This window comes from Pseudomonas sp. Irchel 3A5 (assembly GCF_900187575.1).
GTDB classification, from domain to species: Bacteria; Pseudomonadota; Gammaproteobacteria; order Pseudomonadales; family Pseudomonadaceae; genus Aquipseudomonas; species Aquipseudomonas folii.
The window spans coordinates 294,754-318,318 of sequence record NZ_FYDU01000001.1 but is presented as its reverse complement, the minus strand read 5'-3'; the positions used below and the strand labels follow the sequence as shown (position 1 = coordinate 318,318).

Sequence of the window (23,565 nt, the reverse complement as noted above, 5' to 3'; positions counted from 1 at the left end):
TGTACAGAGTTGTACGATGCTTGGGACGGCCCTTGTTAAAGTGCAAGGGCGCCAGCAAAAAAGCACACAGATATCTCCGGGCAGAGCCCGGTGTTTTTGTCAGTCAGTGCAAAGGAATGAGGCGGTTATGCTGGATTACGATATTTTGAGCGATGAAGAGCGCGAAGCTCTGAATGAAGTGATGCTCGCGCCGCCATCCAGTTCGGAGCAACGGGTGCTGATCGTGGATGACGACCGGGACGCGCGCGAACTGCTGGCAGAAATCCTCAGCCTCAACGACATAAGTTGTCTGACGGCGGCTGGCGGTAATAGCGCCATGGAGTTGATTCGCACCCGGGACAGCATCGCTCTGCTGATTACCGACCTGCGCATGGCTCCGTGCAACGGCCTGGACCTGATTCGCCGGGTCCGGGACTCCGAGCGTGCTTCGTTGCCGATCATCATCGTGTCCGGTGACGCCAACGTGCGTGATGCCATCGATGCCATGCACCTGAGCGTGCTGGACTTCCTGCTCAAGCCCATCAACACCAAGCAGTTGGTGAAGCTGGTGAAGAGAGAGTTGGGGATGGAGTGAGCAAGAACCTGTGGGAAATTCTAAGTCTTCACGCAAGCTGACGTGGGACGGCCGGGCGGCGTTCCGTTTTAGCCGGGAAAGCGGTATTTCTGACGACCCATTATGGGTGACTGTAACGGCCTCTTCCCGGCTAAAGCCGGTCCCACGACATCTGACTGCAGCGCTCTTATCGCGGACAAGCACCGCTCCCACAAAAGAGGACCGCGGTGCCCGTGAAATCGCCTTACAACCCGTTCTTCGCCTTGAACTCCCGACGCCGACGGTGCAACACCGGCTCGGTGTAACCGTTAGGCTGTTTAGTCCCCTCGATCACCAGTTCAACCGCTGCCTGGAACGCGATGTTGCTGTCGAAATCCGGTGCCAGCGGACGGTACAGCGAATCCCCCGCATTCTGGCGATCAACCACAGGCGCCATGCGCTTGAGGCTGTCCATCACCTGAGTTTCGTTGACCACGCCATGACGCAGCCAGTTGGCGATGTGTTGGCTGGAGATACGCAGTGTGGCGCGGTCTTCCATCAGGCCAATGTCGTTGATGTCCGGCACTTTCGAGCAGCCCACGCCCTGATCGATCCAGCGCACCACGTAGCCGAGAATGCCCTGTGAGTTGTTATCCAGTTCGTTCTGGATTTCCTCGGGCGTCCAGTTGGTGTTCGGCGCGAGCGGGATAGTCAGGATGTCATCCACCGAGGCGCGAGTGCGCTGGGCCAGTTCGGCCTGACGGGCGAACACGTCGACCTTGTGATAGTGCAGCGCGTGCAACGCAGCAGCAGTCGGCGACGGCACCCAGGCCGTATTCGCACCGGCCAGCGGGTGAGCGATTTTCTGTTCGAGCATCGCCGCCATCAGGTCCGGCATGGCCCACATGCCTTTACCGATCTGCGCACGACCTTGCAGGCCGCAGCTCAAGCCGATGTCTACGTTCGAGTTCTCGTAGGCACTGATCCATTTCTCGGCCTTCATCTGCGCCTTGCGCACCACTGGACCGGCCTCCATGGAGGTGTGGATTTCGTCGCCAGTACGGTCCAGGAAGCCCGTGTTGATGAACACCACACGCTCGCTGGCCGCCTTGATGCACGCCTTGAGGTTGACCGTGGTACGACGCTCCTCGTCCATGATCCCGACTTTGAGCGTGTTGCGTGGCAGACGCAGAACGTCTTCGATGCGACCGAACAATTCGTTGGTGAACGCGGCTTCTTCCGGGCCATGCATCTTCGGTTTGACGATGTACACCGAGCGAGTGCGGCTGTTACTGCGTGTGGTGTTGCCATTGAGGCTGTGGATTGCCGCAAGGCTGGTCAGCAGACCGTCCAGAATGCCTTCCGGTACTTCCTGACCGTTCTTGTCGAGGATCGCATCAATGGTCATCAAGTGACCGACGTTGCGGATGAACAGCAGTGAGCGACCGTGCAGCCTCACATCGCCGCCATTAGGTGCGGTGTAGTGACGATCACCGTTCATGGTGCGGGTGAAGGTTTCGCCACCTTTGGAGACCTGTTCGGCCAGGTCGCCTTTCATCAGGCCCAGCCAGTTGCGATAAACCACGACCTTGTCGTCGGCATCAACGGCGGCGATAGAATCTTCGCAGTCCATGATGGTGGTCAGGGCGGCTTCCATCAGCACATCTTTGACACCCGCGGCATCGGTCTGGCCAATCGGACTGGCAGCGTCGATCTGAATCTCGAAATGCAGGCCGTTGTGCTTGAGCAGCACGGCGGTCGGTGCTGATGCATCGCCTTGATAGCCGATCAACTGCGCGTCGTCTTGCAGGCCGGTATTACTGCCACCCTTGAGGCTGATCACCAGTTTGCCGTCGATCAGCTTGTAGCCGGTGGAGTCGACGTGGGAGCCCGCTGCCAGTGGGGCGGCTTCGTCCAGGAAGGCGCGAGCGAAGGCAATCACCTTGTCACCGCGAACCTTGTTGTAGCCTTTGCCTTTCTCTGCACCGTCGGCCTCGCTGATGGCATCGGTGCCATACAGCGCGTCGTACAGCGAACCCCAACGGGCGTTCGAAGCATTGAGGGCGAAACGGGCATTCATGACCGGCACCACCAGCTGTGGGCCCGCCATGCGCGCGATTTCTTCGTCGACGTTTTGCGTCGTGATCTGGAAATCGGCCACTTCTGGCAGCAGATAACCGATTTGCTCAAGGAAAGCCTTGTAAGCCGAGGCGTCGTGGGCCTGTCCGGCATGGGACTGGTGCCAGGCGTCGATCTGCGCCTGCAATTCATCACGTTTGGCGAGCAGTGCCTTGTTCCTGGGGGCCAGCTCATTGATCAACTGGTCTGCACCCATCCAGAAGCCAGCAGCATCAAGACCGGTCCCGGGAAGTGCTTCGTTATTCACGAAGTCATACAGGACTTTGGCGACCTGCAGGCCACCGACTTGAACGTGTTCAGTCATTGCACTTGCCTCACTCTGCTCAGCTTTTTTACGCCCCCGAGGGAACGCTCTATTGTTGGGTCGCCGTTTATGTAGTGCGCGACGCGGGATACTACATGAAGGCTTGACGCGTGGAAACGGAACTAAATATGTCACTTCGCGACTGAAATTTCATCGCCAGTCATCATCGGGATCAGGATGTTCTCAAAGATGTTGCCGATTGTTCCAGATAAAAATGGAAACCGTACACAAAATGGCAGCCAGGCCATACTCCGGCGTGGTGGGCAGGCTTGCCTATACTTGTCCCCTTGTCGTCAGCCTGCGTGGCTGGTGCAGATTCAAGACCAGAAGGAGTCAGCAGTGGATCATCTCGTTATCACGGTATTTGCCCCCGACAAGCCAGGCCAGGTTGAAGCCATCGCCAAATGCATTGCCGACCACGGCGGTAACTGGCTGGAAAGCCGCATGTCGCACATGGCCGGGCAGTTCGCCGGCATCCTGCGTATTGGCGTCGCGACTGACGCCCATGAAGAATTGAAGAGCGCGTTGATCGAGTTGTCCGGGCGAGGCATACGCGTGTTGTTCGCCGATACCGCCATTGAAACGCCCGGTACCTGGAAACACATTGGAATGGAGCTGGTGGGCAACGATCGCTCCGGCATCGTGCGCGACATCACTCGGTTGCTGTCAGAGCAGGGCGTTAACGTCGAAAGACTGGTCACCGAAGTCAAACCCGCACCCATGAGCAGTGAACTGCTGTTCCACGCCGACGCGATATTGGGCGTGCCTGAATCGCTGGCGCTGGATGATTTGCAACAAGCGCTGGAAACCCTGGCGGATGATTTGATGGTCGATCTGGTGTTGCGTACGGATTTGTAGACGCTACCGTTTTTGTAAGAGCTGCCGAAGGCTGCGATCGCGGTGTGTCATGGAAACCGCATCGCAGCCTTCGGCAGCTCCTACAGGAGAATGTTATCCACTTTATCCATTAGTCTGCCTGTGGATAACCTTTGGAGAACCGTTTGCAGGCTAGATGGCTCAAGGCCTGTGAGTGGCTGGTTATTTATTGAGCATTTGAAGCCTGTTGACCCGGAGGCCATAAGCTGATTGACGATGTGGGACCGGCTTTAGCCGGGAAGAGGCCGGGACAGACGTTAATTTTTAATCTGCAGAACTACCGCTTTCCCGGCTAAAGCCGGTCCCACGTCGGTGAATCCTATGGTTTATGTATGGGGTTATCCACTTTATCCATTAGCCTGCCTGTGGATAACCTTGGGAGAACCGCTTGCAGGGCTTGTAAAATAAGGCCTGCAAGCTATTGATCAATAAATGATCAAGCCCTGCGTCGTAAAGTTATCCACGCATCTACGCTGTAAACCGCCAACCCCGCCCAGATAAAAGCGAAGGTCACGATGGTGCTTGTCGCAAGATGTTCCTTGAAGACCTGCACCGCCAGCGCCAGCACCAGTGTTGGGCCGATGTACTGCAGGAAGCCCAGTGTGGTGTAAGGCAGGTGTCGGGCGGCGGCGTTGAAGGCGACCAGTGGCAAGATCGTAACCGGGCCTGCGGCGGCGAGCCAGAGTGCTTCACTGGTGGTCCAGAATTCCGGTTGTGAGGTGTACGCTGCCGGGTTGAGCAGCAGCCAGCCTACGGCAATTGGCACCAGGATCCAGGTTTCGACCACCAGGCCCGGCAACGCGGCGACGGGAGCTTTTTTGCGGACGATTCCGTACACCGCGAACGTTCCGGCAATCACCAGCGACACCCAAGGCAAGCTGCCGACTTGCCACAGTTGCTGCGCCACGCCCGTCGCCGCCAGACCGACGGCGATCCATTGCAAGCGCCGCAGCCGTTCGCCCAATACCAGCATCCCCAGCAAGACGTTGACCAGCGGGTTGATGTAGTAACCCAGGCTGGCCTCGACCATGCGCTCGTTATTCACTGCCCACACATATACCAGCCAGTTGACGGCGATCATCGAGCCGCTGAAAGCCAGTACCGCCAGACGCTGTGGATTGTCCCGCAGTTCGCGCCACCAGCCGGGGTGTTTCCAGAACATCAGCAGCAACGAGCCGAACAATGCCGACCAGAGCACTCGATGGACAATGATTTCCACCGATGGAACGTCGGCGATGGCTTTGAAGTAGAGCGGAAACAAACCCCAGATGGTGTAGGCGCTAAGCCCGAGAATGTACCCGCGTCGCGGGTTGACGGCTGGCATGGTGGGTCCTGTTGGCAGGTGTTGGATTCTTATGAGTTTGATGGTGCGTGGAGCAGATGCTTACTATGCGATGTTGAACCTTGTGGGAGATTCTATGTTTGCCTGCAAGCTGATTGACGACGTGGGACCGGCTTTAGCCGGGAAGGCGGTATTTCTGCTGATAAAAATTCAACGTCTGTCCCGGCCTCTTCCCGGCTGAAGCCGGTCCCACGTCATCAGTGAAGCTCTGCTCTCACAAGTTCTGCATTTTCCCAATTCAAAACAACTTCAACGGCTCTTCGTTAAGCGCCGATAGCTGTTCACGCAAGGCGAGGATCTGGTCGCCCCAATAACGTTCGGTGCCGAACCACGGGAAGCTGTGCGGGAATGCCGGGTCGTCCCAGCGACGGGCCAGCCAGGCGCTGTAGTGCATCAGACGCAGTGCGCGCAACGGCTCGATCAGGGCCAGTTCACGCGGGTTGAAATCATGGAATTCGTTGTAGCCGTCCATCAACTCCGACAACTGCCCCAGGCATTCCTGGCGATCACCGGCCAGCATCATCCAGATGTCCTGGACGGCGGGGCCCATGCGGCAGTCGTCGAGGTCGACGATGTGGAACATCTCGTCGCGCGCCATCATGTTGCCGGGGTGGCAGTCGCCGTGCATGCGGATGTTCTGATGCGGCGTGGCGGCGTAGGCATCTTCGACGCGCTTGAGCAGATCCTTTGCCACTGACTCGTAAGCAGGCAACAGACTGCGCGGGATGCAGTCGTTCTGCAGCAGGAAATCCAGGGAGTTCTGACCAAAGTTCTGCACGGCCAGCGCTTCGCGGTGCTCGAAAGGTTTGGTCGCGCCCACCGCATGGATACGCCCTAGCAACTGGCCAAGACGATAGAGCTGATCAAGGTTGCCCGGCTCTGGCGCACGGCCGCCGCGGCGAGGGAAGAGGGTGAAGCGAAACCCTGCGTGTTCGAACAGGGTCTGCCCGTTATGCACCATCGGCGCGACCACGGGGATATCGACGTTCGCCAGTTCGAACGTGAAGCTGTGTTCTTCAAGAATGGCTTCGTTGGTCCAGCGCTGCGGCCGGTAGAACTTGGCGATCAACGGCTGGCCGTCTTCGATGCCGACCTGATAGACGCGGTTCTCGTAACTGTTGAGCGCAAGGATGCGGGCGTCACTGAGAAACCCGATGCTTTCAACGGCATCAAGGACCAGGTCTGGCGTAAGTGTTGCGAACGGGTGGGCCATGCTAACTCCTGCGCGCAGCAGGCTGCCGCGTCGGCCCGTGATGGTAGCGCAGACGGGCAGGACATGGGGCTTTAGCTTCACCGCAAAGTTGCGCGCTGCAATCAAACTGTCATCACTTAGTCGCTGTAACGCCATGTTGCATCGCTAATGTCGCCACCAATGAGATCGATCTCAAGAGTGAGCAGGCATGAGTGATTTGAAAGAAGTGGCACGACTGGCAGGGGTTTCGCGGGCGACGGCTGCGCGAGCCTTTGCGTCGCCTGACGTCGTGCGTCCCGCCACTCGCGATCAGGTGTTCGAGGCCGCCCGTCAGTTGGGTTTTCGGCCCAATCGCCTCGGGCGTCAGTTGCGTCTGCAAACCACCAACCTGATTGGCGTGATCGTGCCCAACCTGCTTAACCCGGTCTTCGCCGAGCAGTTTCAGGCCATGGAGCGGGCTGCGCGTTTGAAAGGCTACAACCTGCTGTTGGCAACGACTGATTACAGCAGCGAACGGGAAAGCGCTGTGGTTGAAGAGCTGCTACGTCAGCGCGTCGATGGCCTGGTGCTGACCGTGACCGATGCCGAGAGCAATCGGGTTCTGCAAAGCCTGGTCAAAGAAGACACGCCGTTCGTGCTGGCTTATCACCAGCCGGGCAATCCTGATTACAGCGCCGTGTCTGTGGATAACCGCGCAGGCATGGCGTTGGCGACGCGTTACCTGCTCGACTCCGGTCATCGTCGCATCGGCATGGTCGCCGGTCCCGCGTTGCAATCGGACCGAGCCCGTCTGCGTTACGCCGGTTACTGCGAGGCCATGGTCGAGCGGGGTCTGGACAGCTTGCCGGTGATTGAAATGCCTGCGCATACCCAAGCCGACTTTGCCGCCATAGAGCCGCTGCTGCGTGGCCCCCATCGGCCCAGTGCGCTGGTCTGCTCCAACGATTTGCTGGCGATCAGTCTGATCGCCGAGCTGCGCCGCAACGGCTGGAGCGTGCCTGGCCAGCTTTCCGTTATCGGTTTCGATGGCATTGCCCTCGGCGCTCAGATGCATCCGACGCTATGTAGCGTCGTGCAACCCATCGCGGCGCTGGCCAGCACCGTGATCGATCAACTGCTGGCGCAAATTGCCGGTGCCGCTCCGATTTCCCATTGTCTGCCTTGCCATATCCGGCCGGGTGAAAGTACTCAGCCCTACGAGGAGATGCTTCATGATCCGCTTCAGTAAAACCCTGGCAGCGCTGCTGCTGTGCGGTGCTGCCAGTCTGGCTCAGGCCGCTGAAACTGCCATCTGTTACAACTGCCCGCCAGAGTGGGCGGATTGGGGCACGCAGCTCAAGGCAATTGCCGACACCACCGGTGTGCAAGTGCCGCTGGACAACAAAAACTCCGGCCAGTCATTGGCGCAACTCGTGGCTGAAAAGGCCGCTCCGGTTGCCGACGTGGTGTATTACGGCGTGACCTTCGGCCTGCAGGCGCAGAAAGCGGGCGTGGTCGGCAGCTACAAACCAAAAGGCTGGGAGCAGATTCCGGCCGGTTTGAAAGACCCGGAAGGCCACTGGTTCGCGATCCACTCCGGCACTCTGGGCATCATGGTCAACGTCGATGCGTTGGGCGGTCTGCCGGTCCCGCAAAGCTGGGCTGACCTGCTAAAGCCTGAGTACAAAGGCATGGTTGGTTACCTGGATCCGTCCAGCGCCTTTGTCGGTTACGTGTCTGCGGTGGCGATCAACCAGGCCATGGGCGGCACCCTGGACGACTTCAAACCGGCCATCGATTACTTCCAGAAGCTGGCGAAAAACTCGCCGATCGTGCCTAAGCAAACCGCCTATGCACGCGTGCTCTCGGGTGAGTTGCCGATCCTCGTCGATTACGACTTCAACGCCTATCGCGCCCGCTATAAAGACAAAGCCAATGTCGCTTTCGTGATCCCGAAAGAAGGCAGCATCAGCGTGCCATACGTGATGAGCATTGTGGATAACGCACCGCATCGCGCCAACGCTGAAAAGGTGCTGGATTTCACCCTGTCCGATCAAGGTCAGTCGCTGTGGGCCAAGGCTTATCTGCGTCCAGTACGTGACGTGAAAATGCCTGCCGATGTGGCTGCGCAGTTCTTGCCGGACAGCGATTACGCCCGTGCTGGCGTGGTTGACTACGAGCACATGGCCGCTGTGCAGGAAGCTTTCGCAGCGCGCTATCTGAGTGAGGTCAAGTAAGTGACCGCTTCGGTTCTGAAAGCTCAGGGCGTGAAGCCGGGCAGGCGTGGATTCTTGCGCCTGCGCCCGACAGCGGTCTGGGCGCTGGCTCCGGCCGCAGCCATGTTGTTCGCGTTCTGGTTGCTGCCCTTGGCGCACCTGATTTTGCTGGGCGGCGAAAGCCGTGACGGCAGCGCGGGTTACTGGCAGGTGCTGAGCAGTGCGCAGTATCTGGGCAGTCTTGCCCAGACCTGTGTGTTGGCAATTGTGGTCACGTTGACGGCTTTGCTGGTCGGTGGCATCAGCGGCGTTTTTCTCGCCCGGCAGCGGTTTTTCGGTCGTTCGGCACTGGTGGCGTTGCTGACGTTTCCACTGGCGTTCCCGGGCGTGGTCGTAGGGTTTCTGGTGATTCTGCTGGCCGGTCGCCAAGGCTTGTTTGCGATGCTGGGCATGGAGTTGGCGGGGGAGCGCTGGATCTTCGCCTACTCGCTGACCGGGCTGTTTCTGGGCTACCTGTACTTCTCGATTCCTCGCGTGATCCTCACGGTGATGGCGGCCTGTGAAAGTCTGGATCGCAGCCTTGAAGAGGCCGCTCATTCACTCGGCGCGGGTCATTGGCGAGTGGTCTGCGACGTCATCGTGCCGGGGCTTGCGCCTGCGTTGGTGTCCTGCGGAGCGATTTGTTTCGCGACCTCCATGGGCGCGTTCGGTACGGCGTTCACGCTGGGCACACGGCTCAACGTCACGCCCGTCGCGATCTACAACGTGTTCACCAACTACGCCAACTTTGCTGTCGCTGCGGCGCTGTCCGTGGTACTGGGCGCGTTGACCTGGGCCGTGTTGTTGCTGGCGCGACGTCTGGTGAAAAACTCGGGGACTGTCCTGTGAAGCGCTCATCGCTGTTCGTCATGCAGTTGCTGTTTACCCTGTTGGTCTGCGCGTTCATGTTGGTGCCGGTGTTGCTGTCATTACTCGCCGGCCTGACGCGCAATTATTTCCAGGGCCTGTCGAGTGGCTTGACCTTCGACTGGCTGATTCAAGTCTGGCAGGCCTATTCACCCACCGTTTGGTTGTCGATCCAGTTGGCTGTGGCCTGCGCTGTGTGCGTCTGCGTGATTGGCGTACCGGCTGCGTATGCCTTGGTGCGGATGAACAATCGCTTTAGCCGTGCCTTCGAGGAATTGATGGTCTTGCCGGTGGCCATGCCCGGTCTGGCCAGCGCCTTGGCGTTGCTGCTGACCTACGGCCAGTTCGGCGGCTTTCGCAGCAGTTGGTTGTTCATTCTGGTCGGCCATGTGCTGTTCACGTTGCCGTTTCTGGTGCGCCCGGTAATGGCCGTGATGCAGCGTCAGCAATTGCCGGTGCTGGAAGAGGCGGCAGCCAGTCTTGGCGCAGGTCCGTTCAAGCGATTTTTCAGCGTCGTGGTGCCCAATTGTCGGGCCGGGATTCTGGCCGGGGTGTTGATGGTCGTCACCTTGTCCTTGGGTGAATTCAACCTGACCTGGATGCTCCACACGCCGATGACCAAAACCCTGCCGGTGGGTCTCGCCGACAGCTACGCGTCTGCGCGGCTGGAAGTCGCCAGCGCCTACACCCTTATTTTTCTGTTGATGATCGTGCCGCTGTTGATTGCGTTGCAGGCCATCAGCGCCCGTCTTTCCCGTGGAGAGAGTCGATGACCGGAACCACTATTCGCTTGCAGGGCTGCCGCAAGGCATTCGCTGACGACACTGTCGCTGTGCATGATCTGAACCTGACCATCGAGCCCGGCGAAACCCTGGCGATTCTCGGCCCTTCGGGGTGCGGTAAAACCACGACGTTGCGCTTGATCGCCGGGCTGGAAAGCACTGATGTCGGACAGATTTTCTTTGGCGATAACGACGTCACCCGTCTGCCTATCGAGAAGCGTGACGTGGGCATGGTGTTCCAGAACTACGCGCTGTTCCCTAATCTGGATGTGGCCGGAAACATCGTTTACGGCCTGAAGATTCGCGGCATTTCGCCCGCTGAGCGCAATAAGCGCTGCGCCGAATTGCTGGAACTGGTCGGTTTGCAGGAACACGGCAAGCGCAGCATTCACGAGCTCTCCGGCGGCCAGCGTCAGCGCGTTGCCCTGGCCCGCGCGCTCGCGCCGCGACCTCGGGTGTTGCTGCTCGATGAGCCATTGGCGGCACTGGATGCGCAATTGCGTGAACGTCTGCGCAGCGAGCTGAATGACCTGCTGCGCGGGTTGGGGATAACTTCAGTTTTCGTCACTCACGATCAAGGCGAGGCCATGGCGCTGGGCGACCGGATTCTGGTGATGGAGAAAGGGCGTGTCGCGCAACTCGCAACGCCGCGAGAGATTTATCAACAGCCTGCCAATGCCTTCGTCGCCAGTTTTGTCGGCAATCTCAATGCATTTTCAGTGGTTGAACGCACGGCGCAGGGGCTGAAAGTCAGCGGCGGCGAGTTGCCGTGGACGGCTGCGAATCAGCCTTCAACGGTGTATTGCCGTCCCGAGCATTTACGTGTGATGGACGGTGAGAGTCATCTGCGTGGTCGTTTGGTGGGGCAGTTCTTTCAGGGCGCTCAAAGCCGCCTTCTGGTGGACGTCGGCGCGGCTCAGCCCTTGTTGGTGGACAGTGCCGACAACGTTATCCACAGCCCTGGCGCGCTGATCAGCCTGGCCGTAGCGCCGCAGGTGTTGTTTACGCTGGGTTCCTGATTTTTTGTCTGGAACGCATACACCTGTAGGAGCGCACGAGCACCGCGAGGCCGCGATGGCGGTGTGTCAGTCAAAACCGCCATCGCGGCCTCGCGGTGCTCGTGCGCTCCTACAGGACATATTGGCAGGTAGGAAATTATTACTTTGAACCACCCATTCCTCATTGCGCAGATCAGCGATCTGCATCTTAAAGCTGGTCAGAAACTGACCTATGGCGTCGTCGATACCCTGAGCGCATTGCGTCATGCCGTGGATCACCTGAACGCCAGCGTGCCGCGTCCCGATATCGTAGTAATCAGTGGCGACCTGGTGGACTTCGGTCGTGCGGATGAATACGCGGTGCTGCATCCAGAACTCAAACGGCTGCACATGCCGTTTTATCTGGTGCCGGGCAATCATGATGATCGACAGCATTTGCTGGCCGAGTTCGCCAATCAGACCTACCTGCCCCTTTCATCCGATGCGCCACTGGATTGGGTTGTGGAAGAGCATCCCGTGCGGTTGATTGGCCTGGATACCAGTATTCCCGGCTCACATGGCGGACAACTGACGGAGTGTCAGTTGCTCTGGCTCGATGAGTTACTGGCGCGCCGCCCGGATGTGCCAACCGTGTTGGTTTTGCATCACCCACCGTTCATTACCGGCATCGGCCATATGGACCGTGAGCCGTTTATCAACAGGGGGCCATTCGAAAAAGTGATTGCACGTCATCCGCAAGTCGAACGCTTGCTGTGCGGGCATTTGCATCGTCCGATGCAGCGTCGTTTTGGTGGCAGCCTGAGCTGCATTTGCCCCGGCACTTCACACCAGATCGTGCTTGATCTGCGGGAAGATGCCCCGGCGCATTTCAATCTGGAACCGGCCGGTTACCTGCTGCACCGCTGGCATCCCGAGCAGGGGCTGGTGACGCATAACGCGGTGTTCGGCGAGTACCCGGGGCCGTATCCGTTTTATGACGTGAATGGGTTGATTGATTAGTCGAGAGCTCAAAACACATTCCCGTAGGAGCGCACGAGCAACGCGAGGCCGCGATGGCGGTGTATCTGATACACCGCCATCGCGGCCTCGCGTTGCTCGTGCGCTCCTACAGGAAATGGTGATTACGCGCCGATCACGCCCCCGTCATCCCGAGTAATCACCATCACCGATGAACGCGGTTTGCCGTTTGGCAGATGCTCTGGGAAGGTCGAGCCGCCGTTTTCACCAGGGTGCTGAATGCCTACAAACAGGGTTTTGTAGTCCGGCGCGAAGCTGATGCCGGTGACTTCGCAACCGATCGGGCCGACCATGAAACGACGGATTTCACCGCTGTGCGGGTCGGCACACAACATCTGGTTGTTGCCCATGCCAGCAAAGTCGCCCTTGTTGCTGGAGTCGCCGTCAGTCTGGATCCACAGGCGACCGGCGCTATCGAAGCTGAGGCCGTCCGGGCTGTTGAACATGTTCTGTGGGTTGATGTTGCTCGACCCGCCTTGTGGCGTGCCGCTGTGGACGGTCGGGTTGCCCGCGACCACGAACAAGTCCCAATCGAAAGCCATTGCCGAGGCATTATCGGCGTTCTCGCGCCAGCGCAGGATTTGCCCGTACTGGTTTTTCTCCCGAGGGTTAGGCCCGCCAACCGGTTGCCCGTCTTCGCCGCGCTTGGCGTTGTTGGTGAGCGTGCAATAAACCTGACCGTCTTTCGGGCTGACCACGATCCATTCAGGGCGGTCCATGCGCGTGGCTTTCACGACGCTGGCCGCGAGGCGCGCATGGATCAGCACTTCAGCCTGGTTATTGAAACCGGCAGCGGCGTCCAGGCCGTTTTTGCCGTGGGTCAGCTCGATCCATTCGCCGGTGCCTTTCGGACGGTCCGGGTTACCGTCGCCATTATCAAAGCGAGCGACATACAGCGTGCCGTGGTCCAGCAGGTTGCGGTTGGCTTTCGGATCTTTGTGATTGATCTTGTCGCGGCTGATGAACTTGTAGATGAACTCGCCACGCTCGTCATCGCCCATGTACACCACGGCGCGGCCGCCTTTGGTCTCGGCCAAAGCAGCGTTTTCATGCTTGAAGCGGCCTAGCGCGGTGCGTTTGACCGGGGTGGATTTCGGGTCGAACGGATCGATTTCCACGACCCAGCCATGGCGATTGATTTCGTTGGGGTTCTTGGCCAGGTCGAAGCGCGGATCATGCTGGTGCCAGTTGATTTCTTTGCTGGCGGCGACAGCGCCGTAACGCTTGATGCCGGCATCGAACTTCTGCTCGGGATCGGTGCTGCCGAAGCAGTCAGTAAAGTTTTCTTCACAGGTCAGGTAAGTGCCCCACGGCGTTTTGCCGTTGGCGCAGTTCTGGAATGTCCCGAGTGCTTTGGTGCCGGTGCTGTCGGCGGCGGTCTTGAGCCAGTCGTGCCCGGCGGCAGGGCCGCTCAGATTGATCGGGGTATTGCCATGGATGCGGCGGTTGTATTTGGAGTTCTGCACGAACTGCCATTTGCCGTTCTTTTGCTGCACTTCAATCACCGACACGCCTTCACTGGCCAGCGCTTTGCGCACGTCTTCAGCGGACTGAGGCTCTTTGCCGTGATCGAACAGGTAGCGGTAGTTGGTGTATTCGTTGTTGATGGCCATCAGCGCGCGGTCTTTTTGACCCGGCATCGGGAACAGGCTCATGCCGTCATTGTTGTCGCCAAACTGCACTTCCTGCGCCTCGGCGGTACCTTTGCCGCTCGGGTCGAATGCCGGACCGCCAGCCTGCAGCGGCTGACCCCAACTGATCAGCACTGAGGATTTATAGCCTGGCGGCAAGCTGATGCTGTCAGCGGTAGCGGCGGGGATGCTCTCGAAACCCAGCAGCGTGCCCGATGCGGCGCTGACACTCTTGGCCAGTGCGGTGCGGCTCAGCAGACCGCCGCCCAGAAACATCGCCGCGCCGCACAAAGCGCCAGCGGTGATGAAGCCACGGCGGGTCAGGCCGACCATTTGTTCGAGGTCTGTGGATTGGTTTTCTTCTAGTAGTTTCATCAACACGGCTCCCAGCAGGTGTGGCAGACACCTTAGTGAGCGGATATGACGAAATTGTGTCGCTGCAATGACGCCGTTGCGCTTACAGCGGCGTGCCCAGCAGCACGAGGGATGGTGCGAATTCAACCTGCACCGCGCTGCCAGTTTTTAGCTGAAGGGTCGCAAGCTGCGCAGGCTCTGCCAGTGAGCACAGAATCTGGCCGCTGGGCAGGGTAATGCGCACCTCGCTGGGACCATCAGGCGCGTCGATGACCTCTTCTATCGTGCCGCTCAAGCAATTGTTTCCATTTGTTACGGGATGCCCTGATGCCTGTAACTCCAGCCAGCCGGCCTTGATCAGCGCCACCACATCGGTGTCCACCGCCAGATCCAGGCGCAGCGTGCTGTCGTGGGTGATCTGTGCATCGATGTACACATCGCCAGCCAAACGCAGGCGTACCAGATCGTTATGGCCGTGAGCGGTGATGCTCTCGATACGGCCCAGCAACTGGTTGCGAGCGCTGGTGCGCAATGTCAGGCGGCTGAGTAAATCCAGGTCGGCGCTTTCTTCAGTGGCTTCCAGCACCTGAGCCTGAAGCGCTTGCAGACGATGGTACAAACGCAGCACCCGTTCACCCTCAACAGACAACTTCGCGCCACCACCGCCACGACCGCCGACGCTGCGTTCAACCAGCGGCTTCTCCGCCAGATTGTTCAGCTCATCAATGGCATCCCACGCAGCCTTGTAACTCAACCCCGCACTCTTGGCCGCACGGGTAATCGAGCCCTGCTCGGCAATGTGCTGCAACAACGCAATTCGTTGCGGGCGACGGACCATGTGTTGAGTGAGCAGGGTGGGTAGGGGCATGGGGGCTGCTTTCGGGTCGTGATCATTGCGGCCAGTGTAAGGCATGAGGTACTTATAGGTGTGCAGTGTCTAGCGCCAAACTCGCACCTGTAGGAGCTGCCGAAGGCTGCGATGGCGTTGTGTCAGGATGAATGCTTCGCAGCCTTCGGCAGCTCCTACAAAATGTCGTTCTCTGTTGATGCTAATCAATCCCCCGGCTTGGGCGTGCGCGCCAGGCAATAAACATCCACCCGACACGCCCCGGCCTTGATCAGCAGCTTGGCAATAACGTCCGCGGTAGATCCGGTTGTCAGTACGTCATCAATCAGCGCTACATGCTTGCCTTTGATCCTCTCCCCATCCATCACCACAAACGCATTACGCAGGTTGCGCTTGCGGGCTTTGGCGTCGAGGCCTTGTTGGGCCGGGGTTTCCTGGGTACGGAGTATTAGCCGGTCTTCTACGGGAAGTTGCAGTTGTTCGCCCAGCCAGTCAGCGAGCATCGCGGCCTGGTTGTAGCCGCGCTGGCGCAGGCGTTTAACCGCCAGTGGCACGGGCAGGAGAAAGTCCGGGCGGGGCAGGTTTTCTTCGAATCGGTGTTGCAGAAACTGCCCTAGCAGTTGCGCCATGAGGCGTCCCATTGGCCAGTTGCCCTGATGCTTGAAGCGGGTGATCAGGCTGTCGATGGGGAATTCATACAACCAAGGCGCTGCTACTTTGTCGAAAGCTGGTTCGTTCCTCGTGCACTGCGCGCAACTCAGGCCTGACATCGCCAGCGGAAGTGCGCACTGCTGGCACTGGTCACCGAGCCAGGGCAGTTCGGTTTCGCAGGCGGTACAGATTGCATAAAGCGTGTCTGTCGACTCGTCGCACAATAAACATGTCTGTTTGTTTTTTAACCAGCTGTAAACCTGATAGGTAGGATATGGTTGACAGCGCATAGCTCTTCCTTAAACATACTGAAACATCCATGTCATGCCTGTGGACTTTTAGCCTGTGCAAGCAGGGCTGAGTTGCAGGTGGTCACCCAAAAGAACCAAAGTAGAAAACCGAGGACCGCCCGATGAGCGCCAGCACCACCGCCACTTTGCGTCATGACTGGACTTTAGCTGAGGTCAGAGCGCTGTTCGTACAGCCTTTCAATGACCTGCTGTTTCAGGCGCAGACGGTGCACCGTGCTCATTTCGACGCTAACCGCGTTCAGGTCTCGACCCTGCTGTCGATCAAGACTGGCGCTTGCCCGGAAGACTGCAAGTACTGCCCGCAGTCGGGCCACTACAACACCGGCCTGGAAAAAGAAAAGCTGTTGGAAGTGCAGAAGGTTCTCGAAGAAGCCGCTCGCGCCAAGGCCATTGGTTCGACCCGTTTCTGCATGGGCGCTGCCTGGAAGCACCCTTCGGCGAAAGACATGCCTTACGTGCTGGAGATGGTCAAAGGCGTCAAGGCGATGGGCCTGGAAACCTGCATGACCCTGGGTCGTCTGGATCAGGAGCAGACCGAAGCGCTGGCGTCGGCAGGCCTGGATTACTACAACCACAACCTCGATACCTCGCCGGATTTCTACACCAGCATCATCACTACCCGAACCTACAGCGAGCGCCTGCAAACACTGGCTTACGTGCGTGATTCGGGGATGAAGATTTGCTCAGGTGGCATTCTTGGTATGGGTGAGACCCTGGACGACCGCGCCAATTTGCTGATCCAGCTGGCTAACCTGCCAGAGCATCCGGAATCGGTGCCGATCAACATGCTGGTCAAGGTCGCCGGTACGCCGCTGGAAAATGCCGAAGACATCGATCCGTTTGATTTCATCCGCATGCTTGCCGTGGCGCGGATTCTGATGCCGCAGTCCCACGTGCGTCTGTCGGCGGGTCGTGAGGCCATGAACGAGCAAATGCAGGCGCTGGCGTTTTTCGCCGGTGCCAACTCGATTTTCTATGGCGACAAGTTGCTGACCACCGCGAACCCACAGGCTGACAAAGACATGCTGTTGTTCTCGCGACTGGGCATCAAGCCTGAAGCTCGCGAAGAACACGCTGACGAAGTACATCAGGCTGCCATCGAGCAGGCACTGGTCGAGCAGAAAAGCAGCGAGCAGTTTTATAACGCAGTGGTTTAACGCGCAGATTTCTGTGGGTGCGCGGTCCTGTGGGAGCGGTGCTTGCCCGCGATTTTGGTTGACCCTATCGCGGGCAAGCACCGCTCCCACATGGTTCTCCACACGGCATCCCCGAGGCCCCCCATGTCTTTCGATCTGAGCGCACGTCTTGCTGCCCGACGTGCCGATAATCTCTATCGCCAGCGCCCTTTGCTGCAAAGCCCTCAAGGCCCTGAAGTGATGGTCGACGGTAAGCCGTTGCTGGCGTTCTGTAACAACGATTACCTGGGGCTGGCGAATCACCCCGAGATTATCGCCGCCTGGCAGGCCGGTGCCGATAAGTGGGGCGTTGGCGGTGGCTCATCGCATCTGGTGATTGGCCATAGCAGCCCGCATCATGAACTTGAAGAGGCGCTGGCCGAGCTCACGGGTCGGCCGCGGGCGCTGCTGTTCTCCAACGGTTACATGGCCAACCTTGGCGCTGTCACGGCGTTAGTCGGGCAGGGCGATACCGTGCTCGAAGATCGCCTCAATCACGCTTCGTTACTGGATGCCGGATTGCTGAGCGGCGCGCGGTTTTCCCGTTATCTGCACAACGACGCGCATAGTTTGAGCGGGCGTCTGGAGAAGGCCGTTGGCGATACGCTGGTCGTCACCGATGGCGTGTTCAGCATGGATGGCGATATCGCCGACCTGCCGACCCTGGCCCAAACCGCGAAAGCCAAAGGTGCCTGGCTGATGGTCGATGACGCTCATGGCTTCGGTCCATTGGGCGCCAACGGCGGCGGCATCGTCGAGCACTTTGGTTTGGGCATGGACGACGTGCCGGTATTGATCGGCACGTTGGGCAAGGCGTTCGGCACGTCCGGAGCCTTTGTCGCGGGCAGCGATGAGTTGATCGAAACCATGATCCAGTTCGCCCGCCCTTACATCTACACCACCAGTCAGCCACCGGCTCTCGCGTGCGCGACCTTGAAAAGTCTTGAGTTGCTGCGCACTGAGCATTGGCGTCGTGAACACCTGGCGCGGCTGATCGCACAGTTTCGCGCCGGAGCAGAACAAATTGGCCTGACGCTGATGGACAGCTTCACGCCGATTCAGCCGATCCTCATCGGCGATGCGGGGCAGGCCGTGCGTCTTTCGCAGATGCTGCGCGAGCACGGCTTGCTGGTAACCGCCATCCGCCCGCCGACTGTCCCTGCCGGCAGCGCGCGATTGCGCGTGACGTTATCCGCCGCCCACAGCGCCGCTCAAGTGCAGCTATTGTTGAACGCATTGGCGCAGTGTTACCCGCTGCTGGGCACGAGCGAATCGGTGGAGCCAGAACATGCGTGATCGGTTGATTCTGTTACCGGGCTGGGGCTTGGGTATCTCACCTCTGGAGCCTTTGGCTGCTGCGTTGCGTGGCCTCGACGAGCACCTTCGGGTGGAAATCGAGCCGTTGCCGGAACCGGGCAGCAGCGATCCTCGAGAATGGCTCGACGAGTTGGACTCGACCTTGCCCGACGGCGTCTGGCTGGGTGGCTGGTCGCTGGGCGGCATGCTCGCGGCTGAGCTGGCAGCGCGTCGTGGTGACGGGTGCTGTGGTTTGCTGACGCTGGCCAGTAACGCCAGCTTCGTGCCCCGTGGTGCGTGGCCCAATGCGATGCCTGCCGGGGATTTCGATGCGTTCCTGACCGGATGTATTGATCATCCGGACGCGACCTTGAAGCGCTTCAGTTTGCTCTGTGCGCAAGGGGCCGAAGACCCGCGGGCTATTTCGCGCCTGCTCAAAGCGGGCGCGCCACATGGCTCCATCAACGCATTGGTAAACGGCCTGCAACTGCTCGAGCAGCTCGATACTCGCAGCGCGCTGCAGACCTTTCGTGGCCCGCAGCTGCATCTGTTCGCCGGGCTGGATGCGTTTGTGCCCGCCGAGGCGGCGAGTGATCTGCTGGCGCTGTTACCTGATGTGGAAGTGGGGCTGATCGAACAGGCGAGCCACGCCTTCCTGCTGGAAAATCCCCACGGTGTGGCGGCGGCGATCCACGCTTTTTTGCATGAGTCCGGTGATGACTGATCTTTCCAATCCACGGCTGCCGGGTGGTTTGCCAGACAAACGTCAGGTGGCGGCCTCTTTTTCTCGTGCGGCGGGCAGTTATGACAGCGTCGCCGAATTGCAGCGTGCAGTGGGCGGCGAGCTGCTGTCGCGCCTGCCTGCCGGGCTAAAGCCTCGGCGCTGGCTGGATCTGGGCAGCGGCACGGGCTATTTCAGTCGCGCGCTGGCCGAGACCTTTGCGGGCAGCGAAGGCGTTGCGCTGGATATCGCCGAAGGCATGTTGCGCCATGCGCAGCCGTTGGGCGGCGCTGAGTATTTTGTGGCGGGGGATGCTGAACGCATGCCGTTGCGCGATGACAGTTGTGAGCTGATTTTCTCGAGTCTGGCTGTCCAGTGGTGTGCCGATTTTGCTGCTTTGCTGGGTGAAGCCCGCCGCGTACTGCAACCGGGTGGAGTGTTCGCCTTCGCCAGTCTGTGCGTTGGTACTCTTTATGAGTTGCGTGACAGCTGGCAGGCGGTGGACGGACTGGTTCACGTCAACCGCTTCCGGCAACGCGACGATTACCAACAGTTATGCGCGGCCAGCGGGATGCGAGTACGCTCGCTTGAGGTCAGGCCTCATGTTCTGCACTACCCGGATGTGCGCAGCCTGACCCATGAACTGAAAGCATTGGGCGCACACAATCTCAACCCCGGACGCCCCGGTGGTTTGACTGGGCGGGCGCGGCTACTAGCCTTGATTGAGGCTTATGAAGGTTATCGTCAGGCTGAAGGTTTGCCTGCGACGTATCAGGTTGTCTACGCGGTGTTGGAAAAAGCCGTCTGATTTCACCACGTTAAAAGGGATTGCCGAGATGAGCCGTGCGTACTTCGTCGCGGGTACTGACACCGACGTTGGTAAAACCACCATCGCTGCGGGCTTGTTGCATGCCGCCCGGTTGAGCGGGCTGAGCACTCTCGCAGGCAAGCCGGTGGCGTCCGGCTGCGCGGTAGGCCCTGATGGCCTGCGTAACGCAGACGCCTTGGCACTGATGGCCGAGAGTTCGGTCGCGTTGAGTTATGACGAGGTCAATCCGTTTGCGTTCGAACCCGCCATCGCGCCGCATCTGGCTGCCAGGGAGGCGGGCGTCGCGCTCACGGTGCAGGCGCTATTGGGTCCGATGCGCTTGTTACTGGCCCGCAATGCTGACTTCACCCTGATCGAAGGGGCGGGTGGCTGGCGTGTACCGTTGGCCGATCAGGCCAATCTTTCGGATTTGGCTGTTGGTCTGCAGTTGCCTGTGATTCTCGTGGTTGGTGTGCGTCTGGGGTGTATCAGTCATGCGCTGCTGACCGCGGAAGCCATCGCTGGAGATGGCCTGCAATTGGCGGGTTGGGTCGCCAATATCATTGATCCGAAAACATCGCGGCTTGAAGAGAACCTGGCCACCTTGGCAGAGCGCTTGCCCGCGCCGTGTCTGGGACGAGTGCCCAAGTTGAAGAAGGCCGGGGCTGATGCGGTGGCGGAGTACCTGCATCTGGAGTTGCTCGATTGAGTGGCGTTCTGTCGACTTGCAGATGACGTCGTGGGACCGGCTTCAGCCGGGAAGGCGACATGTCTGACCATGCAAACGTGTCGGTTGTACTGGCCTCTTCCCGGCTAAAGCCGGTCCCACGTCGGATGTGTTTATTCAACTTGTGCGCCACTGCACAGAAATTGACCAATACGATGCTGTTCGTGGCAGTAGACTGGTGGGGCCAAAAAGGCTAAGCCTATGAAGAGGCTTTGTGCCATTAGTCTTTTTGTCGGGTGTTTCACCGGGTTTGCTGCTTAAATAAGCCCGTGTTCGCTTTACGAACAGAGGATCGATTTATGCAAATCTCCATGAACAACACGTTGTATCCAGGCCTCAGTGCCATGGAAGTTGGGCAGTCGCGTGTCGATCAGGCGGCTACTCAAATCGCTAGCAGTAACATCGAAGTGTCCGGCAGAAGCCAGTCTTCGGACTTCCAGCTGGAAAACTTGCGCTCAGTTGATCGCTCCCAGCGTTCTGACCTGTCCGCCAATCTGGTTGAAATGGCCTCTGGCAAATTTCAGGTGGAAGCGGGTGTTGCCGTGCAAAAAGCCAGTGACGAAATGCTTGGCACTCTGATCGATACCTACGCCTGATTCTCCCCTCCAATGCCGTGCGATCTGCGCACGGCATGCGCTGAATTCCCTGCTATCACCCGCTTCTATTTCCTCCGTGCATCGCTGCAAACTCATCCCTCTCAACTAGACTCAAACCTTCGACGAACGGCATATATTGCTCGCTACGCCTTTGCCTGTGGGTCTTGTAAAACATCTCAAGACGAAAGGTTGCAGACGCATGCTTGACAAGGTTTGGGCGTAAACGTATGTTTCAAACACCTGTTTGACCGCTAGGCATCCGAGATTGTCCGGTGGTTGGGGAACGTTCCCGCAGCGACCGATCGGTCATACATTTCCAGGTTTCATCAGCAGAGGTTTATCGCTATGCCTGACTACAAGGCCCCCTTGCGTGATATTCGCTTCGTTCGTGACGAACTGCTCGGCTACGAAGCGCACTATCAAAGTCTGCCGGCTTGCCAGGACGCTACTCCAGACATGGTCGACGCCATTCTTGAAGAAGGCGCCAAGTTTTGTGAGCAGGTGCTGGCACCGCTGAATCGTGTTGGTGATCTGGAAGGTTGTACCTGGAGCGAGTCGGGTGTGAAGACCCCGAGCGGCTTCAAAGAGGCTTACAAGCAATTCGTCGAAGGCGGCTGGCCAAGTCTGGCGCACGACGTTGAGCACGGTGGTCAGGGCTTGCCTGAGTCCCTGGGGCTGGCGGTTAGTGAGATGGTCGGCGAAGCCAACTGGTCCTGGGGCATGTACCCAGGCTTGTCGCATGGCGCGATGAACACCATTTCCGAACACGGCACCGAAGAACAGCAACATCTGTACCTCACCAAGCTGGTGTCAGGCGAATGGACCGGCACCATGTGCCTGACCGAATCCCACTGCGGCACGGACCTGGGGATGCTGCGTACCAAGGCCGAACCTCAGGCCGATGGCTCGTATCGTGTCACCGGCACCAAAATCTTTATTTCGGCTGGCGAACACGACATGGCCGATAACATCGTCCACATCGTGTTGGCGCGCCTGCCGGATGCTCCTGCGGGCACCAAGGGTATTTCGCTGTTCATCGTGCCGAAATTCCTGCCAAACGCTGACGGCAGCGTTGGCGAGCGCAATGCTGTGAACTGTGGTTCTCTGGAACACAAGATGGGTATCCACGGCAACGCGACCTGCGTGATGAACTTCGACGCGGCCACCGGCTTCCTGATCGGCCCGGCGAACAAAGGCCTGAACTGCATGTTCACCTTCATGAACACCGCACGTCTGGGTACTGCGCTGCAGGGTCTGGCCCACGCCGAAATCGGCTTCCAGGGCGGCCTGAAATACGCGCGTGATCGTCTGCAGATGCGTTCCCTGACTGGTCCGAAAGCCCCGGACAAGGCCGCTGACCCAATCATCGTTCACCCTGATGTGCGTCGCATGCTGCTGACCATGAAAGCCTTCTCTGAAGGCACGCGAGCCATGGTTTACTTCACCGCCAAGCAGGTGGATATCGCCAAGTACAGTGAAGACGCTGAACACAAGAAGCAGGCCGATGCGCTGTTGGCGTTCATGACCCCGATTGCCAAGGCGTTCATGACCGAAGTGGGCTTCGAGTCCGCTAACCACGGTGTGCAAATCTATGGTGGTCACGGCTTCATTGCCGAGTGGGGCATGGAGCAGAACGTTCGCGACAGCCGCATTTCGATGTTGTACGAAGGCACGACCGGTATTCAGGCGTTGGACCTGCTGGGTCGTAAAGTGCTGATGACTCAAGGCGAGGCGCTCAAGGGCTTCACCAAGATCGTCCACAAGTTCTGCCAGAACAACGAAGGCGCCGAAGCTGTTCAGGAGTTCATCACTCCACTGGCGGCGCTGAACAAGGAGTGGGGCGAACTGACCATGAAAGTGGGCATGGCCGCCATGAAGGATCGTGAAGAAGTTGGTGCTGCCTCGGTGGATTACCTGATGTATTCCGGTTACGCCTGTCTGGCTTACTTCTGGGCTGACATGGCCCGTGTGGCGGCCGAGAAACTTGCGGCTGGTACCAGCGAAGAGGCGTTCTACACCGCCAAGCTGCAGACGGCGCGCTTCTACTTCCAGCGCATCCTGCCACGTACCCGTTCACACGTTGCCGCCATGCTGTCGGGTGCCAACAACCTGATGGACATGAAAGAAGAAGATTTCGGCCTGGCTTACTAAGCCTCGTCGTTTCA

The 23,565-nt window shown here is 59.0% G+C and carries 21 protein-coding genes; 15 read left to right on the top strand and 6 right to left on the bottom strand.

What is annotated here, in order from left to right; translation table 11 throughout:
- Window positions 1-127 precede the first annotated feature (127 nt).
- A complete protein-coding gene (locus CKW31_RS01250) occupies window positions 128-574 on the top strand; it encodes a response regulator (RefSeq protein WP_176469756.1) in 447 nt (148 codons plus the stop codon).
- A gap of 223 nt (window positions 575-797) precedes the next feature.
- Here the strand turns inward: CKW31_RS01250 and CKW31_RS01245 are convergent, their stop codons facing one another.
- The gene (locus tag CKW31_RS01245) at window positions 798-2,975 is read right to left on the bottom strand and encodes a malate synthase G (protein WP_095092527.1); all 2,178 of its coding nucleotides are present in this window, start codon (window positions 2,973-2,975) and stop codon (window positions 798-800) included.
- A gap of 339 nt (window positions 2,976-3,314) precedes the next feature.
- Here CKW31_RS01245 and CKW31_RS01240 point away from each other — a divergent pair, with 339 nt between their 5' ends.
- Window positions 3,315-3,833, top strand: a complete 519-nt coding sequence (locus tag CKW31_RS01240; RefSeq protein WP_095092526.1) for a glycine cleavage system protein R — start codon at window positions 3,315-3,317, stop codon at window positions 3,831-3,833.
- A 454-nt stretch (window positions 3,834-4,287) separates the two neighbouring features.
- Here the strand turns inward: CKW31_RS01240 and rarD are convergent, their stop codons facing one another.
- Both rarD and CKW31_RS01230 read right to left on the bottom strand, forming a co-directional pair.
- On the bottom strand, window positions 4,288-5,175 hold the full coding sequence (rarD, locus tag CKW31_RS01235; RefSeq protein ID WP_095092525.1) for an EamA family transporter RarD: 888 nt from the start codon (window positions 5,173-5,175) through the stop codon (window positions 4,288-4,290).
- A gap of 256 nt (window positions 5,176-5,431) precedes the next feature.
- Entirely contained in the window at window positions 5,432-6,406 is a 975-nt protein-coding gene (locus CKW31_RS01230) for a serine/threonine protein kinase (RefSeq protein ID WP_087266014.1), read from the bottom strand.
- Between the two features lie 187 nt (window positions 6,407-6,593).
- Here CKW31_RS01230 and CKW31_RS01225 point away from each other — a divergent pair, with 187 nt between their 5' ends.
- From CKW31_RS01225 to CKW31_RS01200, 6 genes are all read left to right on the top strand, one after another.
- Window positions 6,594-7,613, top strand: coding sequence for a substrate-binding domain-containing protein (locus CKW31_RS01225; protein WP_095092524.1), 1,020 nt, complete (start codon window positions 6,594-6,596; stop codon window positions 7,611-7,613).
- Entirely contained in the window at window positions 7,597-8,601 is a 1,005-nt protein-coding gene (locus CKW31_RS01220) for an ABC transporter substrate-binding protein (protein WP_095092523.1), read from the top strand. The genes CKW31_RS01225 and CKW31_RS01220 overlap by 17 nt, the downstream gene beginning before the upstream one ends.
- A 102-nt stretch (window positions 8,602-8,703) precedes the next feature.
- The gene (locus tag CKW31_RS01215; RefSeq protein WP_246475615.1) at window positions 8,704-9,468 is read left to right on the top strand and encodes an iron ABC transporter permease; all 765 of its coding nucleotides are present in this window, start codon (window positions 8,704-8,706) and stop codon (window positions 9,466-9,468) included.
- Window positions 9,465-10,259: an ABC transporter permease gene (locus CKW31_RS01210; RefSeq protein WP_087266022.1), complete on the top strand. Its 795-nt coding sequence runs from the start codon at window positions 9,465-9,467 to the stop codon at window positions 10,257-10,259. Before CKW31_RS01215 ends, CKW31_RS01210 begins: the two co-directional genes overlap by 4 nt.
- On the top strand, window positions 10,256-11,287 hold the full coding sequence (locus tag CKW31_RS01205) for an ABC transporter ATP-binding protein (protein WP_095092521.1): 1,032 nt from the start codon (window positions 10,256-10,258) through the stop codon (window positions 11,285-11,287). Before CKW31_RS01210 ends, CKW31_RS01205 begins: the two co-directional genes overlap by 4 nt.
- 144 nt (window positions 11,288-11,431) lie before the next feature.
- Window positions 11,432-12,265, top strand: a complete 834-nt coding sequence (locus tag CKW31_RS01200; protein ID WP_095092520.1) for a phosphodiesterase — start codon at window positions 11,432-11,434, stop codon at window positions 12,263-12,265.
- Between the two features lie 122 nt (window positions 12,266-12,387).
- Here the strand turns inward: CKW31_RS01200 and CKW31_RS01195 are convergent, their stop codons facing one another.
- From CKW31_RS01195 to CKW31_RS01185, 3 genes are all read right to left on the bottom strand, one after another.
- On the bottom strand, window positions 12,388-14,289 hold the full coding sequence (locus tag CKW31_RS01195) for a PhoX family phosphatase (RefSeq protein ID WP_095092519.1): 1,902 nt from the start codon (window positions 14,287-14,289) through the stop codon (window positions 12,388-12,390).
- Window positions 14,290-14,371: 82 nt separating this feature from the next.
- Window positions 14,372-15,136, bottom strand: a complete 765-nt coding sequence (locus tag CKW31_RS01190) for a TOBE domain-containing protein (RefSeq protein WP_095092518.1) — start codon at window positions 15,134-15,136, stop codon at window positions 14,372-14,374.
- 185 nt (window positions 15,137-15,321) lie between these two features.
- On the bottom strand, window positions 15,322-16,056 hold the full coding sequence (locus CKW31_RS01185; protein WP_095092517.1) for a ComF family protein: 735 nt from the start codon (window positions 16,054-16,056) through the stop codon (window positions 15,322-15,324).
- Window positions 16,057-16,178: 122 nt separating this feature from the next.
- Here CKW31_RS01185 and bioB point away from each other — a divergent pair, with 122 nt between their 5' ends.
- The 7 genes from bioB (at window position 16,179) to CKW31_RS01150 (ending at window position 23,551) form a co-directional block, all read left to right on the top strand.
- Window positions 16,179-17,234: a biotin synthase BioB gene (bioB, locus tag CKW31_RS01180; protein WP_095092516.1), complete on the top strand. Its 1,056-nt coding sequence runs from the start codon at window positions 16,179-16,181 to the stop codon at window positions 17,232-17,234.
- A 123-nt stretch (window positions 17,235-17,357) separates the two neighbouring features.
- On the top strand, window positions 17,358-18,548 hold the full coding sequence (bioF, locus tag CKW31_RS01175) for an 8-amino-7-oxononanoate synthase (RefSeq protein ID WP_095092515.1): 1,191 nt from the start codon (window positions 17,358-17,360) through the stop codon (window positions 18,546-18,548).
- Entirely contained in the window at window positions 18,541-19,272 is a 732-nt protein-coding gene (locus CKW31_RS01170; RefSeq protein ID WP_095092514.1) for an alpha/beta fold hydrolase, read from the top strand. Before bioF ends, CKW31_RS01170 begins: the two co-directional genes overlap by 8 nt.
- Window positions 19,265-20,077 carry a malonyl-ACP O-methyltransferase BioC gene (gene bioC, locus CKW31_RS01165; RefSeq protein ID WP_095092513.1) on the top strand — a complete coding sequence of 271 codons (813 nt, stop codon included), beginning with the start codon at window positions 19,265-19,267 and terminating at the stop codon, window positions 20,075-20,077. Before CKW31_RS01170 ends, bioC begins: the two co-directional genes overlap by 8 nt.
- A 28-nt stretch (window positions 20,078-20,105) precedes the next feature.
- Window positions 20,106-20,786, top strand: coding sequence for a dethiobiotin synthase (gene bioD / locus CKW31_RS01160; RefSeq protein ID WP_095092512.1), 681 nt, complete (start codon window positions 20,106-20,108; stop codon window positions 20,784-20,786).
- Window positions 20,787-21,103: 317 nt separating this feature from the next.
- Window positions 21,104-21,400 (top strand): pyrroloquinoline quinone biosynthesis protein PqqE, encoded by a 297-nt coding sequence (locus CKW31_RS01155; protein ID WP_095092511.1) that lies wholly within the window; start codon window positions 21,104-21,106, stop codon window positions 21,398-21,400.
- 345 nt (window positions 21,401-21,745) lie between these two features.
- Window positions 21,746-23,551, top strand: coding sequence for a phenylacyl-CoA dehydrogenase (locus CKW31_RS01150; protein ID WP_027902457.1), 1,806 nt, complete (start codon window positions 21,746-21,748; stop codon window positions 23,549-23,551).
- Window positions 23,552-23,565: the final 14 nt, after the last annotated feature.

What these genes read in the sequence shown, in the direction of transcription:
- CKW31_RS01250 (WP_176469756.1), top strand. Translation starts at nt 128, where the DNA reads ATGCTGGATTACGATATTTTGAGCGATGAAGAGCGCGAAGCTCTGAAT.
- CKW31_RS01245 (WP_095092527.1), bottom strand. Translation starts at nt 2,975, where the DNA reads ATGACTGAACACGTTCAAGTCGGTGGCCTGCAGGTCGCCAAAGTCCTG.
- rarD (WP_095092525.1), bottom strand. Translation starts at nt 5,175, where the DNA reads ATGCCAGCCGTCAACCCGCGACGCGGGTACATTCTCGGGCTTAGCGCC.
- CKW31_RS01230 (WP_087266014.1), bottom strand. Translation starts at nt 6,406, where the DNA reads ATGGCCCACCCGTTCGCAACACTTACGCCAGACCTGGTCCTTGATGCC.
- CKW31_RS01225 (WP_095092524.1), top strand. Translation starts at nt 6,594, where the DNA reads ATGAGTGATTTGAAAGAAGTGGCACGACTGGCAGGGGTTTCGCGGGCG.
- CKW31_RS01220 (WP_095092523.1), top strand. Translation starts at nt 7,597, where the DNA reads ATGATCCGCTTCAGTAAAACCCTGGCAGCGCTGCTGCTGTGCGGTGCT.
- CKW31_RS01215 (WP_246475615.1), top strand. Translation starts at nt 8,704, where the DNA reads ATGTTGTTCGCGTTCTGGTTGCTGCCCTTGGCGCACCTGATTTTGCTG.
- CKW31_RS01205 (WP_095092521.1), top strand. Translation starts at nt 10,256, where the DNA reads ATGACCGGAACCACTATTCGCTTGCAGGGCTGCCGCAAGGCATTCGCT.
- CKW31_RS01195 (WP_095092519.1), bottom strand. Translation starts at nt 14,289, where the DNA reads ATGAAACTACTAGAAGAAAACCAATCCACAGACCTCGAACAAATGGTC.
- CKW31_RS01190 (WP_095092518.1), bottom strand. Translation starts at nt 15,136, where the DNA reads ATGCCCCTACCCACCCTGCTCACTCAACACATGGTCCGTCGCCCGCAA.
- CKW31_RS01185 (WP_095092517.1), bottom strand. Translation starts at nt 16,056, where the DNA reads ATGCGCTGTCAACCATATCCTACCTATCAGGTTTACAGCTGGTTAAAA.
- bioB (WP_095092516.1), top strand. Translation starts at nt 16,179, where the DNA reads ATGAGCGCCAGCACCACCGCCACTTTGCGTCATGACTGGACTTTAGCT.
- bioF (WP_095092515.1), top strand. Translation starts at nt 17,358, where the DNA reads ATGTCTTTCGATCTGAGCGCACGTCTTGCTGCCCGACGTGCCGATAAT.
- CKW31_RS01170 (WP_095092514.1), top strand. Translation starts at nt 18,541, where the DNA reads ATGCGTGATCGGTTGATTCTGTTACCGGGCTGGGGCTTGGGTATCTCA.
- bioC (WP_095092513.1), top strand. Translation starts at nt 19,265, where the DNA reads ATGACTGATCTTTCCAATCCACGGCTGCCGGGTGGTTTGCCAGACAAA.
- bioD (WP_095092512.1), top strand. Translation starts at nt 20,106, where the DNA reads ATGAGCCGTGCGTACTTCGTCGCGGGTACTGACACCGACGTTGGTAAA.
- CKW31_RS01155 (WP_095092511.1), top strand. Translation starts at nt 21,104, where the DNA reads ATGCAAATCTCCATGAACAACACGTTGTATCCAGGCCTCAGTGCCATG.
- CKW31_RS01150 (WP_027902457.1), top strand. Translation starts at nt 21,746, where the DNA reads ATGCCTGACTACAAGGCCCCCTTGCGTGATATTCGCTTCGTTCGTGAC.